18 protein-coding genes are annotated in these 17786 nt (G+C 36.4%); 8 read left to right on the forward strand and 10 right to left on the reverse strand.

The window, feature by feature from the left end; translation table 11 throughout:
• Positions 1 to 8 precede the first annotated feature (8 nt).
• From EJN67_RS07665 to EJN67_RS07685, 5 genes are all read right to left on the reverse strand, one after another.
• The gene (locus EJN67_RS07665; protein WP_129723758.1) at positions 9 to 1187 is read right to left on the reverse strand and encodes a cation:proton antiporter; all 1179 of its coding nucleotides are present in this window, start codon (positions 1185 to 1187) and stop codon (positions 9 to 11) included.
• A 30-nt stretch (positions 1188 to 1217) separates the two neighbouring features.
• Positions 1218 to 1556 carry a hypothetical protein gene (locus EJN67_RS07670; RefSeq protein WP_129723759.1) on the reverse strand — a complete coding sequence of 113 codons (339 nt, stop codon included), beginning with the start codon at positions 1554 to 1556 and terminating at the stop codon, positions 1218 to 1220.
• A 120-nt stretch (positions 1557 to 1676) separates the two neighbouring features.
• Complete coding sequence (locus EJN67_RS07675; RefSeq protein WP_129723760.1) at positions 1677 to 2885, reverse strand: peptidoglycan-binding domain-containing protein; 1209 nt, start codon at positions 2883 to 2885, stop codon at positions 1677 to 1679.
• 194 nt (positions 2886 to 3079) lie between these two features.
• Positions 3080 to 3487, reverse strand: coding sequence for a secondary thiamine-phosphate synthase enzyme YjbQ (locus tag EJN67_RS07680; RefSeq protein ID WP_129723761.1), 408 nt, complete (start codon positions 3485 to 3487; stop codon positions 3080 to 3082).
• Positions 3488 to 3512: 25 nt separating this feature from the next.
• Positions 3513 to 4676: an MFS transporter gene (locus tag EJN67_RS07685; protein WP_129723762.1), complete on the reverse strand. Its 1164-nt coding sequence runs from the start codon at positions 4674 to 4676 to the stop codon at positions 3513 to 3515.
• A 174-nt stretch (positions 4677 to 4850) separates the two neighbouring features.
• On the opposite strand from EJN67_RS07685, the gene EJN67_RS07690 reads away from it, so the two are divergent.
• On the forward strand, positions 4851 to 6734 hold the full coding sequence (locus tag EJN67_RS07690) for a beta-N-acetylhexosaminidase (RefSeq protein ID WP_129723763.1): 1884 nt from the start codon (positions 4851 to 4853) through the stop codon (positions 6732 to 6734).
• A 59-nt stretch (positions 6735 to 6793) separates the two neighbouring features.
• Here the strand turns inward: EJN67_RS07690 and EJN67_RS07695 are convergent, their stop codons facing one another.
• Positions 6794 to 7393 (reverse strand): NUDIX domain-containing protein, encoded by a 600-nt coding sequence (locus EJN67_RS07695; protein ID WP_129723764.1) that lies wholly within the window; start codon positions 7391 to 7393, stop codon positions 6794 to 6796.
• A 165-nt stretch (positions 7394 to 7558) separates the two neighbouring features.
• On the reverse strand, positions 7559 to 8929 hold the full coding sequence (locus EJN67_RS07700) for an aldehyde dehydrogenase (protein ID WP_129723765.1): 1371 nt from the start codon (positions 8927 to 8929) through the stop codon (positions 7559 to 7561).
• 277 nt (positions 8930 to 9206) lie between these two features.
• Between EJN67_RS07700 and EJN67_RS07705 the strand changes: the two genes are divergently transcribed.
• Entirely contained in the window at positions 9207 to 9866 is a 660-nt protein-coding gene (locus tag EJN67_RS07705) for a GNAT family N-acetyltransferase (protein WP_129723766.1), read from the forward strand.
• A 104-nt stretch (positions 9867 to 9970) separates the two neighbouring features.
• Here the strand turns inward: EJN67_RS07705 and EJN67_RS07710 are convergent, their stop codons facing one another.
• From EJN67_RS07710 to EJN67_RS07720, 3 genes are all read right to left on the reverse strand, one after another.
• The gene (locus EJN67_RS07710; protein ID WP_129723767.1) at positions 9971 to 10612 is read right to left on the reverse strand and encodes an ATP-binding protein; all 642 of its coding nucleotides are present in this window, start codon (positions 10610 to 10612) and stop codon (positions 9971 to 9973) included.
• A 133-nt stretch (positions 10613 to 10745) separates the two neighbouring features.
• A complete protein-coding gene (gene mgrA / locus EJN67_RS07715; protein WP_341538800.1) occupies positions 10746 to 11732 on the reverse strand; it encodes an L-glyceraldehyde 3-phosphate reductase in 987 nt (328 codons plus the stop codon).
• 27 nt (positions 11733 to 11759) lie between these two features.
• Positions 11760 to 12665 (reverse strand): diaminopimelate dehydrogenase, encoded by a 906-nt coding sequence (locus EJN67_RS07720; RefSeq protein ID WP_129723768.1) that lies wholly within the window; start codon positions 12663 to 12665, stop codon positions 11760 to 11762.
• A 165-nt stretch (positions 12666 to 12830) separates the two neighbouring features.
• On the opposite strand from EJN67_RS07720, the gene EJN67_RS07725 reads away from it, so the two are divergent.
• From EJN67_RS07725 to EJN67_RS07750, 6 genes are all read left to right on the forward strand, one after another.
• Complete coding sequence (locus tag EJN67_RS07725) at positions 12831 to 13316, forward strand: superoxide dismutase family protein (RefSeq protein WP_243641255.1); 486 nt, start codon at positions 12831 to 12833, stop codon at positions 13314 to 13316.
• Positions 13317 to 13677: 361 nt separating this feature from the next.
• Positions 13678 to 15000: an electron transport complex subunit RsxC gene (gene rsxC, locus EJN67_RS07730; protein ID WP_129723769.1), complete on the forward strand. Its 1323-nt coding sequence runs from the start codon at positions 13678 to 13680 to the stop codon at positions 14998 to 15000.
• An 18-nt stretch (positions 15001 to 15018) separates the two neighbouring features.
• Positions 15019 to 15951: an RnfABCDGE type electron transport complex subunit D gene (locus EJN67_RS07735; RefSeq protein WP_129723770.1), complete on the forward strand. Its 933-nt coding sequence runs from the start codon at positions 15019 to 15021 to the stop codon at positions 15949 to 15951.
• Positions 15952 to 16527, forward strand: a complete 576-nt coding sequence (locus EJN67_RS07740) for an FMN-binding protein (RefSeq protein ID WP_129723771.1) — start codon at positions 15952 to 15954, stop codon at positions 16525 to 16527.
• 2 nt (positions 16528 to 16529) lie between these two features.
• A complete protein-coding gene (locus EJN67_RS07745) occupies positions 16530 to 17051 on the forward strand; it encodes an Rnf-Nqr domain containing protein (RefSeq protein WP_129723772.1) in 522 nt (173 codons plus the stop codon).
• Positions 17052 to 17079: 28 nt separating this feature from the next.
• Positions 17080 to 17649 carry an Rnf-Nqr domain containing protein gene (locus EJN67_RS07750; protein WP_165000796.1) on the forward strand — a complete coding sequence of 190 codons (570 nt, stop codon included), beginning with the start codon at positions 17080 to 17082 and terminating at the stop codon, positions 17647 to 17649.
• The last annotated feature ends 137 nt before the right edge of the window (positions 17650 to 17786 follow it).

Below are 17786 nucleotides of genomic sequence, written 5' to 3' on the forward strand. Positions count from 1 at the left end.
GTTATCCTTTATTCTGCTGTCTGTATCTCTCCCGCCTTTATAAGGGCAAGTTTTGTAGTAACCGGTCCTACCAATTCATATATGACGGTACCAGCCAGTATAATGGTACGTATAGCAGCTCCACGCCCTGGCACAGACTGCTCTGCTATCATGGATAAACCGATGGCAACACCTGCTTGTGGTATCAAGGTAAAACCTAGATACTTCTGCACAGTTTTAGGTGCATTGGTAATATATGCACCTAAATATGCACCAAAGAATTTACCAATTACCCGTACAAAGACATATCCAATGCCTATAAGTCCAACGTCTTTCAAAACTCCTAAGTCCAGATCTACACCTGCTAAAGTAAAAAACGCTACAAATATTGGCGGCGTAACCCTATCCACTATGGACAACAGTCTATTGCTATTTTGAGCCATGTTTGCGATTGTTGCCCCCAACATCATACATGCTAATAATGTAGAAACATTAAAATGTTTTGCAAGACCCAATGCAAGCAATATACTTGCTATGGTTATAACAAGGAGCTCATCCTCACCCTTTGCCTTGGATGAAATATAAGCCAACAATATACCTATGACAAAACCTATAATAAGGGCAAATATTATCTCCCATATGGGTATTAATATGGCCTTTGCAACAGAAAAATCCTTATTAGGATTCATCAGCATCTTTGCAATCGCAGAGGATATGCCAAATGCTATAATACCGACGGCGTCATCTATGGCTACTACCGGCAAAAGTGTATTTACTACCGGCCCTTTAGCCTTATATTGTCTAATAACCATTATAGTTGCTGCCGGTGCAGTAGCTGCTGCTATAGCACCCAGCATCAAACTAAAGGGTACCGACTGCTTAAATACAAAGATCATAAAGATATCTACCAATACCACTGCTCCAAGGGCCTCAAATATGGTGATCCATATAATAGATTTTCCCATCTTTTTAATATGGCGGATATTGAATTCACTGCCTATACCATATGCAATAAAACCTAAAGCAATCTCCGATATTATAGAAAGACTAGATGCTGCATCTTTAGGTATTAACTTCATAATACTAGGTCCTATTAAAATCCCTGCAATTAGGTATCCAGTTACATTTGGTAGTTTAACCTTTGATAAAATTCTCGCAACTATAAGCCCTGCAAATAATATTATTGAAAAATAGTACAATATGTGCATAAATTATTCCCTTCCTCATCTAACTAACGATTATGCCAAACCTTCAACATATGATATTGGCAATGTAAATACTATACCTACACCAGGTTTTGATAAATCTCCTACCTTGCTTTTTATTACATCTATAGCCTCAGGTACCTGGTCGTCCTTCAAAACTACAAATATGGTTTTGTTATATGGATAACTTTCATTTATAAGCATTTTTATCGATCCGAATAATGGTATGTTATCCAAATTATCCTCACCCAGGGCTTTTACCATGCCCATAGAATCTACGATGGTAGCGCCTTTTATCCCTACATCGATAAAGCCCTTTAGTATATCTTCCATACACTCTACCTTGTTTAATATTAATACTAAAACTTGCATTTTTTTACACCTCCTCAAATTCTACATATTTATTATATATACTTCCACCAAAAAATTCAAAGCCCTGTCTTAAAAAACAAGGCTTTGAATCATAAAAATATAAATTTATTTAAGCAATTTCTATCTTGATAAAGAGGCCTTCTTTATCATATTTTGATGGGCAGCATCTACTCGATCACTGCCATGGGTCCGACTGCCTAAAAAGTGTATACAAAATTGTCCATCAAAGTTGTTACTTCTTATATCTTGTCCACCATGTGGCATCCCGTTCATGGATCCAGCTATACGCCTTCCCCCTACTTCTACTATAACCGCCCTACGGCTCCAACTCCAGCTCCCGCCATATGCCTTTTTCATTATAGCAGTATCTTTTGCAGTGACAGGTTCTACATCCGCATGAAGGGTACCACCATATCTGTGTATATTAAAACTCAATCCAGTATCTACATCGATCACTCTAGCATTGGCTTTACGAGGGAAAATACTGTTAACTTGGGACCAGTTCAACATAACAACGGCTGAATTATTTCTATCATTTCCCCTACTATTGGATGAACTAGTATTTGATTTTAACTTTGCCCAGGTCGCTTTGCCCACTATACCATCGCTCTTTAAACCTGAGGACTTCTGAAATGACTTTACTGCATTTTCCGTATTCCGGCCGAATATACCATCTACTTTGTCATTTAAATAACCCTTAGACTTCAAGATTTGCTGCAATTCACTTACAGCTCCTCCCCTGCTGCCCCTTCTTATCAATGTATTGGATGAAGTCGAACCGCTTGCTGGTATATTATTTGATCCTAGCTTTGCCCAGGTCGCTTTGCCCACTATACCATCGCTCTTTAAACCTGAGGACTTCTGAAATGACTTTACTGCATTTTCCGTATTCCGACCAAATATACCATCTACTTTGTCATTTAAATAACCCTTAGACTTCAAGATTTGCTGCAATTCACTTACAGCTCCTCCCCTGCTGCCCCTTCTTATCAAAACGCCCTGAGAAGTGGAACCGCTTCTTTTAGCATTATCATATGTACTAAGTGCATTATATGTATTCTTACCTACTATACCATCAGGTGATAGACCATGTTGTTTTTGAAATCTTATAACTGCATCCTTTGTAATATTGCCATAATATCCTGTTATCCTATTGTAATTAAAAAGGTTCATCTTCTGCAATTGTTGCTGCAATGTTGCTACTTCATTGCCCCTACTGCCTACTTTTAATAACGGCGCGGCAAATGCTGTATTAGATAAAAGCAACATCGAAGATATACCTAATGATATTACCGTCTTTGCACATTTTTGCTTGTCAAATGAAATCAATTTTCAATCCTCCTTAGCACTACTTTCGTCTACAGTAATACTAGCATAGCAAAAAACTTATTGCAAAGGCCATTAGACAAGCTGTATAGGCATATAAGCATACCTCTATTAATTATTACAGATGTATTACAAATATATTAAAAATCATCTACATTCCTCGTATTTACCATTTTTTACTTAGAATCTGCTGGCATTTACCCTTCTAAAATCTTTACATATACATCTCTCTCCCGTGGACCATCAAACTCACAGAAATATATACCCTGCCACGTCCCTAGCATCAATCTGCCATCCGATATGATAACGCTGCAGTGAGAACCCATAGAGGATGCCTTTACATGTGCATGTGAATTACCCTCCATATGCAAATAATTACCCGATTGAGGATAGGCCTTATCAAGGGCATATAGAATATCCCTGCACACATCAGGATCTGCATTTTCATTTATAGTAATGCCTGCTGTAGTATGGGGACAATATACAAAGGCAATACCCTCCTTTACCTTGCTCTCTAGCAAAGATTGCTCAACTACATGGGTAATATCTACAAATTGGGCAGATTGCACTGTAGAAATATTGTATTTAAAGAATCTTTGTGACATACTAAAACCTCCTATAAATATATTTTTATGCCCTTTCTTTTTTCCTAGCCATAAACACATTTATTATAGATAGTATAGAAAGTAATACAGCAGAAACTATTATAGTTATCATTCCAACACGCATATCATTAGCACTCTCCGAAACCTTGCCGTTTATATATGGCATAACAGCTCCACCTAGTCCACCTATGGCAAATAATATCCCACTTGCTGAACCGGATCCCTTTATTATAGAGCTGGCATTTGCAACGGTAAGGGGATAAATTGATGCCATGAAGATGCCAGTTGCAAATGTAAATCCCATTATCCCATAAGGATTATTTGATAAAACGAATAGGGCAAAGCATATAGCACCGCCAATACTTGAATACATCAACATCCTTTCCTTTGAAACCCTAGAGGATATATAGGCAGTTATGAGCCTTCCTATTATTACTGCTATCCAAAACGCAGACAATGTATTTTGAGACGCAGCATCGCTTATAATACCAGAATCTACAAGATATGTAACCAACCACCCGTTTATACTGTTTTCAGTACCTACATAGAAGAATAAAATACCTAAGAAGATAAAATACCTTATATTAGACAAGAATTCAAATGACGTTTTTTGCTCTTTTCTGTCATCCTTAGGAGATGATATTGACATATTTATAAATATAAAAAGCATTATTGCTGATAAAGCTACTAATGTATATATACCATAGCGCCAACTCATATCCAAATTCACCAAGACACCTATTAAAAATGGTGCTATAAAGGCTCCTATGCCAAAAAACATGTGCAACATATTTAATATGCCTGCATCTCCATCTGTAACGTCACTTATGATTGCATTAATCATACTGTTCATAATACCCCAACCCATACCGGATATAAATGCAAATACATAAAGCATTAATGATGTAGATGTAAATGCAATACCCAAAAATCCACACATAAAAAATATAGCACTTACAATAAGCATAGTTTTTCGTCCTATATAATCGGAGATAATACCTCCAGACATGCTTGACAATAGATTCCCAACTGCTTGTAAGGCTAACAAAGTTCCCCCTTCGTCATATCTTAGCCCGTGCTCCTGAGAAATATACGGCATTATAGCACCCATTATAAGCACCGCCATGCCATTTACGGCGAAAGCATAATAGCTTCCCCATATAGTAAAACGGCTGTATTCCCTTTTCATATCCTATCATGCCTCCTAAATACATCAACATACACAATTATAGCCTGTTTGAATAAGCATAACAACATAAATTTGTAATTTTTATATGCATTTTATACTTATAATATTTGGACATTCCAAGTAATTGTGATAAAATATATATAAATTTAAATATTAAGGGATGGAGGATGTGAAATGAAGTTTAATTTTGAGGGAAACCTCGCAGAATTAAAGAAGGGCATTGATATATTTGCCAAAGAGTTTAATTTCGAAATAGGTGATAATGGATTTCCCGTTGAAGTAGTCAAAACAGCAGAAAATAAACTAGGTGCTTCATTTCAGGATGGAAAGGGAAAAATATTCTATAGGGACAAGATCCATTTCTTTAGGGCTTTAGGGTTATTCCTAGAGGGCATGGAAGGTGCAGAACCATTCGAAATAACTGAAGAACCCCAATTCCATTTAGTAGGGCCTATGCTCGATGTATCCCGTAATGCTGTACTTACAGTGGATAGCATAAAAAAATATATAAATAAACTTGCTGTAATGGGGCTAAACAGTATGATGCTCTATACCGAAGATACCTATGCTGTAGAAGGATATCCGTACTTTGGATATATGAGAGGGCGATATACGTATGAAGAGTTAAAGGCTTGTGATGATTATGCCGATATATTTGGTATTGAGATCATCCCTTGTATACAGACACTGGCCCATCTTACCCAGGCACTTAAATGGGATTATGCTGAAGATATCCGTGATACTGCAGACATACTCCTAGTTGGTGATGAAAAGACATACAAATTTATAGAAGATATGATAACTGCTGCATCTGCACCATTTAGAAGCAAACGCATACACATCGGTATGGATGAGGCCCATAATCTAGGCCTTGGAAAATACCTCGACAACAATGGTTACAGACGTAGATTTGATATCATGAATGGACATTTAAGCAAGGTAGTGGAAATAGCAAACAGGCATGGATTAAAGCCCATGATATGGAGCGACATGTATTTTAGGCTAGGTTCCAAAGCAGGTGAATATTACGATGTAAATGCTAAAATACCTGAAGATGTAATACAATCAGTACCTAATGAAGTACAATTGGTATTCTGGGATTACTATCATCTAAATGAAGAAGACTATTCAACATATTTAAAAATGCATAAAAAATTTCATAATGATATATTGTTTGCAGGTGGCTTATGGACCTGGAATGGCATCATGCCCCATCATGATATGATGTTAGTATCAACCAATGCTGCTTTAAATGCCTGCAAAAAAGAAGGCATAAATGAAGTCATAGCCACCATGTGGGGTGACAACGGCGCTGAAACTAACCTATTTACTGGTCTTTTGGGATTACAGCTATACGCTGAACATGCATACAACAAAAAAGTTGATATGAATAGACTTAAGGATAGATTCCACTTTACTACTGGTATACATTATGAATCATTTGATGAGCTCAAGGCATTTGATGTCATACCTGGTGTCAGCGACACCCAACTTGTAAATCCATCTAAATATCTATTATGGCAGGATATTCTAATGGGTCTATTTGATAAGCATGTGGAAAAAATAGAAGGCCTTGATAAATACTATGACACCATAGCAGAAAGGATGGACTGCTATAGAAATGCCTATGGCGAGTGGAATTTTCTATTTGATATGCCCTATCACCTGGCAAAAGTACTTGCTATAAAAGCACACCTAGGCTGCGATATTAAGACGTTATATGATGAAAATGATAAAGAGGAATTAAGGCATATTGCAGAAGAAGTCCTTCCTGAGTTGTACAAAAGGGTAGATAATTTGCGCATATCCCATAGAGATCAATGGATGACAACCAACAAGCCCTTTGGCTGGGAAGTGCTTGATATAAGGTATGGTGGCGTTTTAGCTCGTATCGATACAGCTAAAAGCCGTATACTCGATTATGTAGAAGGTACAATAGAAAACATTCCCGAGTTGGAAGAGAAAAGGTTGTTTTTTGACGGCAGGCAGGAGGCGGGAGATAAAAAACTTGTCCACTGCAATCAATATACCCGAATCTCTACTGCAAGCCCATTATGATCTAAACAGCACTAAAAAATGGCCTTGTAAAAAATATTTATCGCAAGGCCATTTTATTATCAAATGTTTTCAATGCATATCTGAGACCAAACTTCAAATTGATCCTTTTCTCCCAGTAACTCATCCCTGGTCATCCACTTTCCCTTAAGATTTTCAACTTCCCTTACCCTTACATCTCCCGAAGATATATGCGCCAAATATACCATTCCATAATGCACCCTATCTACAGCTGTGGCATTTGAACATATGGTACCGATTAGCTTTATATCATCTATTTTCCCGTCTATATATACTTCCTCATACATCTCCCGCCTTAAAGCCTTCTGTATAAAATCGGTATTATCGTTATAGTCTATCTTTTCCATATGTCCACCTATCCCGAGTGAATACCTACCCACCAGCCTAGCATCACCTTTGAGCCTTTGGGTAACAAAGTATTTACTATTCTTTTCAATCATACAATAGGGTATAATCTGCCTATAACCCTCATCTAGTTCTGCCTTATAGCGAAGTATAAAAGTCCCATTGCTACCGATTAATTTTTCGTATACATCGGCAGGATATGATTTGAACTTTTTATCCATTTCCTTTATATATGCATTCTCTACTGCATATACCTTTACATCACCATACTTTTTTTGCAATTCCTGCTGATTCATAAACTACCTGCCTTTCCAATAATTTAACAAACCTCTCCTTCATATGTTGTCGTTACATCATGGATCTATTTATATAAAATTGTACATTTTCAAACAAATATTATTTAGCATTTCTTAGTGTGTGTTTTTCTAGGCTGTATAAAAATCTCCTTTTGCTCTAAATTATCATAAAAACTTCATAAGTCTCCTAAGTTTGTAAATAGGCGTTTTATATGGGGGATATTTCTGCGCTATATCAAAAACATAGTGATTCTTTAATACACTCTTCATATTGGAAAATATATCAAAAGAGGCCTTCCCATGATATTTTCCCACGCCACTCATACCCACACCGCCAAAAGGCAGCCACTTTGTAGTCATATGGATTATGGTGTCATTTATGCATACACCACCGGATGATGTATGCTCAAGTACAAATCTTTGCTTTTCCTTGTCTTTTGAAAAAAAGTATAATGCCAACGGTTTCTCCCTACTATTTACCATATCTATGGCCTGATTTAAGCCAGTATACTCTATAACCGGCAAAATTGGTCCAAATATCTCATCCTGCATCACAGGATCGTCCAATGATATATCGTCAATTATTGTAGGTGATATATATAGCTTTTCCCGATTTAATCTCCCGCCTGCTACAATATTACCATCCTGTAACAACAATGCCAATCTGTCAAAATGGCGATGGTTTATTATTCTGCAATAATCCGTGCTATCTATTGGATCATTACCATAAAACTGTATCAAAGTTTTTTTTATGGATTCAACAAGCTGCGATTTAACTTCCCTGTCAACTAGCAGATAATCGGGTGCTACACAAGTCTGTCCCGCATTTAAAAATTTACCCCATGCAATACGTTTAGCAGCATATTCAATATTTATATCCTTATCAACTATACAAGGACTTTTCCCTCCCAATTCCAATGTAACCGGAGTGAGATTTTCAGCTGCCGCTTGCATTACAATCTTCCCAACATTCGTACCACCTGTATAGAATATATAATCAAAACGCTGTTTAAGGAGCTGCTGAGCTACTTTGGCATCCCCTTCTATGGCATATACATATCTATTATTGAAGTTTTTATTTATAAGATTTGCCATGACTTTAGAAGTATTTGGCGATAACTCCGACGGCTTTAAAATAGCACAGTTTCCCGCTGCCATAGCTCCTATCAATGGACTTATAAGGAGCTGTACCGGATAATTCCAAGGGCTTATAATAAGAGCTACTCCATATGGTTCGGGCAAGATATAACTCTTTGCACCAAAGTATGCCTTTGGAGTCTTTACTTTTTTAGGCATGGCATATTTTTCTAAGTTTTTTATTGTATGCTCAATCTCCCCAAGCACAAATCCCACTTCTGTCATATAACCTTCTTCATGAGATTTGTGTAAATCGAATTTTAATGCATCTAATATTTCTTCCTCATTTCGCTCTATAATCTCTTTGAGTTTTATGAGCTGCTCCCGCCTAAAATCCAAATCAAGTGTGACGCCGCTATTAAAATACTCCCTTTGATTGGATAAAATAATATCAAGCATATTATTGCCTCCCCATAGGCTTTCTAATATTCAATAACTATATTCCATTATACATCAATAAAGAATATATATCCATATTATGAACCTATTAGTATGAAAAATCACGAAATAATAAACTCTCATAGGAAATTCATGAAAATTTCGGGCATAGAACATCTTTAGGACATCTTATTCACTTTATAGTCATATTGATTAAAATCTTTAGGTATTATATCATATATTTAAAGGGAGATGAAAATATGTAAATGATAGAAAGTTCAATAAAATATAAGGAGGATTGATTTTCATCGATACCGATTCTGAACTGCCCCATAATAATGTGGGCATTGTATTTAAAGACAAAAAAGATGCCGTTAGAGATGAACTTATACCATATACAAAGGCTATACATGCTGATATATGTATAAATGATTCTTCTAATAAATCAATAGTTATAGGATATATGAATGGTCATTTTTTTAACTTATCACTATTTTGTTTGCACAAAAGATCAAAACAGATAATAGTACTTTTAAGGGCTTATAATGAAGAAACTTTTGATATCTGCCGCAATCTATGCAAAGAAACCAATTGTTTTAAAGGAAATGGGCAAAATATTTTTCATCTTGACAGATTTTATATAAAACCTGAATACAGAGGAATGGGCATAGGAACTTCTGCATATATAGAATTTTATAATATGCTTCCCCTCTATTTACATCAAAAGATTCGATATATTGGGTTGTTCCCTGATCCTATTACCAATGATCTAAATTTTGATTCCATGTATGATATGCCAAAATCAAAGCGAGATCTAACTATACAAAAGTTGAAGCAATTTTATTCCTCTTTGGGTTTTAAGGAAATGAAGATAAAGACTGAGTATATGTATACGGATTGCTATAATACTTCATACAATAGACCTTTTGCAGATTGGGATAGTGTAAATACACACTAATCGTATATTAAAGGGCAAATAACGGGATTGTCTAAGAAATTAATCCCGTTATTTGCCCTTTAAACAGCCTAACCATAATTTCAAGTAAAATAATCCTTCCGACTTTAGGAAATTATCTCCCCTTGATTATTTATAACTATTTCCTGATAAGGCACTATAGTACCCGATTGTAGCATTGCAAATCTTACTGCATTTATAATACCACCACAGCATGGTACCTCCATTCTAGCAACAGTAATACTATTTACATCATTTTTACTAAGTATCTCAGTTAGCTTTTCCTTATAATATTCATTATCATCTAATTTAGGACAGCCTATGAGAGTTATACGATCTTTTATAAACTTTCTATGAAAGTCACCATATGCATATGCTGTGCAATCTGCAGCTATGAGTAGATCGGCACCTTTTAAATACGGCGCTTTCGGATTTATCAAGCTTATCTGTACTGGCCACTGCATAAGTTCTGATTTAATGCCTTCCACCTGTTCTTTGGTAGATTCTCCATGCTCCCCTCTCTTATCCTCTACTGACTGCTCATCATATGGCTTGCTCTCACGCTGAATTATGGATATAGCTCCGGTAGGACATTCTGGCAAACAATCACCTAAGCCATCACAATATTCATCTCCCATGAGTCTAGCCTTCCCGTCTATTATATCTATGGCTCCCTCATGACAGGCCTGTGCACATATTCCGCATCCATTGCATTTTTCTTCGTCTATATTCACTATCTTTCTTATCAATTCTATTCACCCTTTCTTAAGTCCTTGAATCAATTATATTAAAATCCTTTTAATAAATCTGTATCATTTGTTACCAAATATATTGCTCCAAACATGGCAAAAGGGCTTGCCATCTTTGACAAGCCCTTTTACTTTATAGGAGTATCTCATCTATCCTTTGAAGTTCCTCTTTTGAAAACTCTAAATTATTCAATGCAGCAACATTTTCTTCTATTTGATTAACCTTACTAGCACCTATTAAAGCCGAAGTCACTCTTCCGCCCCTCAGCACCCACGCAAGGGCCATTTGTGCAAGGGATTGACCACGCTCTTTAGCTATTTTGTTTAACAGTTCTACCTTTTTCAGCTTCTCTTCTGTAATATCGCCCTTTTTAAGTGCACCTGTAGATTTGGCTGCTCTGGAATCAGCTGGAATACCCGATAGGTATTTATTGGTTAAAAGCCCTTGTGCAAGTGGACAAAATGCAATGCTGCCTATGCCCTCTTCTGTTAATACATCGAGCAAATCATCTTCAATCCATCTGTTAAACATGGAATAGCTAGGCTGATGAATGATAAAAGGCGTACCCAATTGTTTGAATATGCGTATAGCCTCCCTAGTTTGCTCAGCAGTATAGGAGGATATACCAACATACAAAGCCTTACCCTGCCTTACTGCAGAATCTAGAGCCCCTACAGTTTCCTCCATAGGTGTATCTGGATCTGGCCTGTGGGAATAAAATATATCCACATATTCAAGTCCCATTCGCCTTAGACTCTGATCCAAACTGGCCAATAAATATTTTCTAGAGCCCCATTCACCATAAGGCCCTGGCCACATCCTGTAACCCGCTTTTGTAGAGATTATCATTTCATCCCGATAGCTTGCGAGATCCATCTTTAGTATTTTTCCAAAGTTCTCCTCTGCTGAACCTGGAGGTGGTCCATAGTTGTTAGCTAGATCAAAATGGGTTATTCCTAGATCAAAAGCCCTCCTTACCATGGCACGGCTATTTTCGAATACGTCAACACCGCCAAAATTATGCCAAAAACCTAAAGAGATGGCAGGCAACATAAGACCGCTTTTACCACATCTGTTGTATTTCATGCCCTTATAGCGATTTTGATTTGGATAATACATTATAATATACCCTCCCACTTTATATTTCTACACCAAATGCCTTATTATATCCTCCCTGTCACCATAGATTAGATCAATTACCGGTATCTCGATCATTGTATATGCACCAGGCTTTTGCCTTGTAGTGGCCCTAGCTGCACATACCAATACTTGACCTGTAAGGGCAGGATTATTTATATTCATTTTAAACTCAAAACGCTGATTTTGTACTGTACCTGATACGCCCTTGCGCTCCATCAACACACCATGTCCCATATCAATTAGTGAGTCTACATCATCAACCTGCGTTACTATGGTTTCATCATTTATAAAATATGGATCGCTTTTTATAGATTCTTCCACTTCTTTAAAATCAGCACCTTCTTCCAATTCTACGTATACTGCCCTACGATGTACCCCATATCCAATGGGGATTGTCATAGATAGTGCAGACCTTACTCCCTTTTTATCTTTCACTGCTACGGTATGACCCATACTCATACCAGGCCCAAAATTGGTATATGTTATACCTTTAGGTGCCAATGCCTTCATAAGTGTCCTTATTATTGAATCACTACCTGGATCCCAACCAGCAGATACTATAGACACTGCATTATTTTCGTTCGCTACCTTATCTAGCGCATTTTTTACATCCCATATATTACTATGTATATCATAGCTATCTACCGTATTGATGCCCTTAGATAATAGATCCTTTGCCACATCTGGAATTGATCTAGTTGGCAAGCCCAATATGGCAACATCTACATCTCCTAGAGATTCTATAGAATCTACCACCTTTACCCCTTCAAGTTCTTTAGGCAGAGACTTTTGTATTGAAGATGCCCTTCTAACTAGCCCAACAAGTTCCATATCAGGAGCCTCGAGTACTGCCTTTAATGCCATCCTCCCTACATTTCCATATCCCACTACTGCCACTTTTATTTTTTCCATTGCTTACTCATCCTTTCTCAAAAACCAACAGCTGCTTATATTTATATTTTAACAAAATCACGACAAAATAGTAACATTTTTTTGGAGCTTTTCTAAATTTAATTATCCATTTCCAACTTATATGCATATTATATATTAAAATATATAATTTAGGAGGTAGAAATAATGTGGTATGGAGGAGCTCCATGCAATATGGCAATAGCATATATCCAGGGAGGCCCTTTGGCACCTAATATCACCGGAACAGTTGTATTTAAAGATGTTCCTGGTGGAACCAATGTTTGTGCTAGTATATATGGTCTACCGTCCTACAGACCAGGTATTGATGGCAAACCCCAAATAGGTCCCCATGGATTTCACATACATGAAAATAGAGATTGCAGTGTAGGAGATCCAACAAATCCTTTCACTGCTGCAGGTGAACACTGGAATCCTACCGCGCAGCCCCATGGAAACCATGCAGGTGATTTCCCTGTGCTCTTTTCTAACAACGGTTTTACAGGGATGTGTTTTTTTACTAATAGATTCAAAGTACAAGATATTATAGGAAAATCTGTAATAATACATGAAAGTCCCGATGACTATAGAACTCAGCCAGCAGGCAATTCTGGAAAACGCCTAGCATGCGGTATAATAATCCCTTACTATTAAAATTATATGGGAGCAAAATGTCTTAACTAAAAAAATTTTGCTCCCATATATAAGTACTTTTACCTTAAAATCATCTAATCATATTCATACAACATATTTTTTACCATTTGCCTATTATAGTCCTTTTCTATTATTATACTATATATGTAATGGCAATACAAATTGTGTAAAATATGAATATGGTGTAAAAACTTATATATATTTTTGTCAAAACTTACAGTTATGTATTAAAAATATATATAAGCAAAATTCCATATTTTTTTACCACAATTAAGTTTTATTTGTTATAATATTGGTTATATATTTTGTATATTGCTATTTTCATAACATCTATTGTTTCAATATAGAAAGGAGGAGTTTTATGGAGACACTGACCTTTGATAATGGATTGCATCTTCCTTACAATAAGGAACTTTCAAACTCCAAACCCATTGTGGAAATTCTACCTGGAGAAAACGTTGTTTTTTTGTTAAAGCAACATCTAGGCGCACCTTGTGAACCCATTGTAAAAAAGGGTGACAGGGTATTGGTAGGTCAAAAAATAGCTGATGCTGAGGCAGTAGTATGTGCACCTATTCACTCTAGCGTATCTGGCACAGTAACAGATATAACAGAAATAAAGTATGCACGGGGAGAAATGATTCCGGCTATAATAGTAAAGAACGATGATAAATATGAAAAGGCTGAACCTTCATGGAATATCCAAAATTATCAGCTATTATCCCGGGATGAGATAATAGATATTATTCACCAAGCAGGAATAATAGGTATGGGAGGTGCTGCATTCCCTACCCATTTAAAATTAAATCCCCCAGCCGATAAAAAAGTAGACTGTATAATCTTAAATGGATGTGAGTGTGAGCCTTATGTCACATGTGATCACAGGCTTATGCTTGAGGAACCTGAAAAAATAATAAAGGGACTTAATGTAATTTTGCATATGTTTCCTGAGGCAAAAGGCTATATAGCTATTGAGGATAATAAAAAGGATGCTATTTTAGCCATGCAGGAAGCTATCAAAAAGGCGGGAGAATCCAGTAGTATAGAAATTAAAGTGGTAAAGACTAAGTATCCACAAGGCTCTGAAAAGCAGCTTATTTATGCCCTTACCAACAGAAAAGTACCTACTGGTAAATTGCCTGCAGATGTAGGATGTATTGTACAAAATGTAGGCACATCGGCTGCCATATATGATGCAATATTTGAGGGGCGACCCCTCATCTCAAGGATAGTAACTATCACAGGCAAATCAATTAAAAATCCGCAAAATTTCAGGGTATTTGTGGGGACACCTTTTCAGCGATTGGTAGATGCTGCAGGTGGCTTTATAGATCAGCCTGTAAAAATTATAAGCGGAGGCCCCATGATGGGCGTTACAATGCCTAACACTACCATGCCCATAACTAAAGCTACAACTGGCATCTTGTTCTTAACAAAACGTGAAACTGTCATGCCCGAAGAATCAAGTTGCATAAGATGTGGTAAATGTGTACAGGCATGCCCTATGAATTTGCTTCCAAACTATCTAAATAAATTTGGAAAGCAAGACAATATGAAAATGTTCCAAAAATTTCAAGGAACTAGTTGTATAGAATGTGGTTGCTGCACATATGTATGTCCAGCATATCAAAGAATAGTAAATAGAATTAGAAATTCAAAACAAACAATTAGAAATAATAAGTAACACCAAAGGGGTGATTTAATGTCTAGCAAAAAATATATAGAAAGTTCCTCACCTCATATACATGCAGATATATCTACGAAAATTATAATGAAGGATGTAATCATTGCCTTAATGCCAGCTCTATTTGCAAGCATCTATTTCTTTGGTATAAGGGCTCTTATAATAACCCTATTATCCGTTGTAGCATGTGTATTAGGTGAAATGATATGGCAAAAACTTTTTCATAAGCAATCAACTATAAATGACCTAAGTACTGTCGTGACTGGTATTTTATTAGCTTTTTGCCTCCCACCTACAGTTCCCTATTATATACCGATAATAGGTGGATTTTTTGCCATAATAATAGTTAAACAGGTATTTGGCGGCATAGGTAGAAACTTTTTAAATCCGGCTCTTGCAGCTCGGGCTTTTTTAATGGCCACATGGCCTGCTAGTATGGCAAAATGGACATTGGATGGAGTATCTGCAGCCACGCCGCTAGAAACAATAAAAAATATATCAGTAGGTCTACCACAAATAAAGAATGTTTTCTTAGGACATACAGGGGGTTCCATAGGCGAAACATCCTGTTTAGCACTTATTATAGGTGGTATATATTTATTATATAAAGGCGTTATTACCTGGAAGATACCTGCAACTTATATAGGTACAGTTTTTATTCTTTCCTTTTTATTTGGTAATGACGCCTTCTCGATTAACTACGCCTTATATCAAATATTCTCCGGTGGGCTATTTTTAGGTGCCATATACATGGCTACTGACTATACTACTTCTCCTGTGACACCAAAAGGGCAATATATAATGGGCATAGGTTGTGGCATATTAACATGGATACTTAGATCAGTGGCACAAACACCTGAAGGGGTTGCATATTCAATACTCATAATGAATATGTTTGTTCCAATGATTGAACGGCACACCATTCCGAAGGTATTTGGGGAGGTGGAGTAAATGAAGACAAATACAAAATGGAGTATTATACTAATATTGGTTATAGTAGCTTGTAGCGTTGTTACTGGCATAGTGTATAATTCATTGAGTGATAAAATAGTAGAAAATGCTCCAAAAGATGACAATAAGGATATTTTAGATATAGCAAGCCTTATCCCTGATGCAGATTCTTTGAAGCCTTTGGATATACAAGGCGGAGACGAAGCTGTAAAGGAAGTCAATGAAGCATATGCTGGAGATGAACTTAAAGGCTATCTCATTAAAACTGATTCTAAAGGGGCATATAGCACCCTCTCCATCGCAACTGCGATAACCATTGATGGAAAGATATCCGGTATAACAATCCTTTCACAAAAGGAAACGGAAGGATTGGGAGATGGTATAGTAAAAGAAGATTTTACAAACAGGTTTAAGGAAAAAGATACCCAAAATGAATTAAAGGTTGTTAAAGAAGAACCAAAAAATGGCGATGAAATACAGGCTCTGTCAAGTGCTACCATAAGCTCTCAGGGGGTAGTTGATGGTGTTAACGCTGCTATTAACTATTATAACGCACACATCAAAGGAGGTGAATAAGCATGGCCAGACCTAATACTAAAAAAACAAATATTGCCCTTATTGCTGCTGTCTGTACTGCACTAGCGGCTACTACAAATATAAAAACTGGCTTTGCAGTGGGAATAGCAACTTCTATTGTGCTTATTTTAACAAATATCCTAATGGGTATATTAAAAAATAAGGCACCAAACAACATGCTTATACTCTTTTATATAGTTTTTTCAGCGTTTTTTGTAAGCATTACCCATTTTATATTTCAAGCTTATTTACCTGAAATTAGCAATCAATTAGGTATCTATATACCAATTACCTTTATAGTATGCCTTTTAATTCAGCTAGTTCAGGGTGGCACAGACTATTCTATAGGTAATTCCATACAGATCAGCATAGAGTTTATATTGTTAATGGTTGTTATAGGTGCATTAAGGGAATGGTTAGGAATTGTGATCCCTTCTATGGCTCTTGCTCCTGGTGCTCTGATAACACTTGGCTTTGTGCTGGCAGTTATATCTGCTATCTATAAAAGTAAGAAAACAGCTTAGAAATTCTTAATTAGAAAGTGGTGATATTGTGAATATTGTATCTATAATAGTAGCTGCTACCCTATCTGAAAATTATGTACTATCAAGACTATTGGGTATATATCCTGTAATTGATAATAATTCCAATAAAAAATCTGAGATATTATGGAATGGCATAATACTGACCATGGCTATGCTTATTTTATCAAGCCTTAGTTATGCCACATATACTTGGATTTTAGAACGTTTTGATGTATCATATTTGGCTATTATTGTCTTTGCTCTGCTTTTATTTCTAACGTCTCATTTAGTTGTTATGGCTTTTGATAAAACAAAGGCTAGACATGGTAGAATGAACATTGATAGCATAATAGGCAATTCAGCTGTATTAGGTGTTGTACTCGTAAATGTTCCACAAGTTGATTCTTTTGTTTCTTTAATTGTAAGTGCATTGGCTGCAGGTGTAGGTTATACACTGGTTTCCATACTGTTGTCAGATGTAAACAACAGGATTGATGATACCGATATACCTGCTAGCTTCCGTGGTTTTCCCATACAGCTTATTACATTGGGACTTATGGCCTATGCTTTTTGGGGATTCCATGGTATTTTGCATTAAGTCTTTTTAAATATTATTATGTTAGTGTAAAGTTACCGTAGGGAATTAGAGTAATAAATTACCATAAGAATTGAAAAGAAGATGACATCCTGTTAATATATTATTCACTATAATAAACAACTAACGAAAGGATGACA

Origin of the sequence: Xylanivirga thermophila, from assembly GCF_004138105.1 — a bacterium.
Lineage (GTDB): Bacteria > Bacillota > Clostridia > Caldicoprobacterales > Xylanivirgaceae > Xylanivirga > Xylanivirga thermophila.